Source organism: Peribacillus sp. P4_C12, from assembly GCF_056402095.1.
This window is the reverse complement of sequence record NZ_JBFUIB010000800.1, coordinates 1-1,343: the sequence shown is the minus strand read 5'-3', so window position 1 is coordinate 1,343 and position 1,343 is coordinate 1. Positions and strand designations below refer to the sequence as shown.

At 40.2% G+C, this 1,343-nt stretch carries 2 pseudogenes; both read left to right on the top strand.

The features are described 5' to 3' along the window. Window positions 1-140 (top strand): annotated as a pseudogene (locus AC1DUW_RS29110) (amidohydrolase); the annotation flags it as partial. Window positions 141-408: 268 nt separating this feature from the next. Beyond that, window positions 409-1,343, top strand: a pseudogene (locus tag AC1DUW_RS29105) (acyclic terpene utilization AtuA family protein); the annotation flags it as partial.

The following is a 1,343-nucleotide window of genomic DNA, read 5'->3' as shown; positions in this document are numbered from 1 at the left end:
CCACAATGCTGGGTGTGGGCTGCGATTTAGAGCCTGGTCTACATCATCCCAACATGGTATTTAATCAGGACGCCATTTTCACAGGAATTGAGATATTAACTAGGGTAGTTATTGAAACTTTTGAAAAATATAACAAATAAAAATATAGGAAATCGAATTCTTATATCGCTATGAATCATTCCAATAATAAAAAAGAGCAGACCTTTATATTGAAGAAATCGAGGAAGCAGAAAGAATTGTAAGAGCGTTCGAACAGGCATTAGCCAAAGGGGAAGGTGTATTACTACTTGAAGGGAAAATGATCGACCTTCCTATTGTAGAACGTGCAAAGCGTACCCTTCAATCAGTTAAATTATATCAATCGTGACGACTCCAGTTCCTACTGGAGCTTGAAGGGAGGAATATCTTATGAAGAAGATTAGAATTGGTTCAGGTGCGGGATATGCAGGCGATCGAATTGAACCAGCGATGGAATTAATACAAAAAGGAAATTTGGATTACATCATTTTTGAATGCTTAGCAGAAAGAACAATTGCCCTTGCTCAGCAAGAGAAAATGAAAAATCCTGATATGGGGTATAACCATTTATTGAAGTATCGTATGGATAAGGTCTTATCACTGTGTGTCGAGAATAATGTCACATTAATTACCAATATGGGAGCAGCAAACCCACTCGCTGCAGCTAAGATTGTTAAGAATATAGCAGAGGAAAAAGGCATCCATGATTTAAAAATAGCAGCAGTAATTGGAGATGATGTGTATCCAAACATCGAGAAGTACTCGGAATGCTCAATTATAGAAACCGGAGTACCATTGAAAGATGTGAAGTCTTCCATAATTTCTGCAAATGCATATATCGGAATTTCTGGAATTGTTACCGCGTTGAAAGAAGGGGCAGATATTGTAATTACCGGCCGGGTATCAGATCCCTCATTAGTAGTTGCACCACTTCAGCATGAATTTGGTTGGCAGGATACAGACTATGAGCTTCTTGGTAAGGGGACAGCGGCTGGTCATTTACTCGAGTGTGCAGCCCAAGTGACAGGTGGTTATTTCGCCGATCCGGGGTATAAGGATGTTCCTGACTTATGGAATGTCGGTTATCCGATCGCCGAAGTACAGGGAAATGGGGACTTTTTTTAACCAAGCTTGAGGATTCGGGAGGTATGGTTACGGCTGCGACCGTAAAGGAACAAGTTGTTTATGAAATTCACGACCCAACCCGATATCTTACTCCTGATGTTATTGCTGATTTCTCTCAAATAGAAGTGATAGAAAAAGTGACAAACCAAGTGCATATTACTGGGGTGTCTGGAAAAGAGAAGAGTGGTCTCTATAAAACG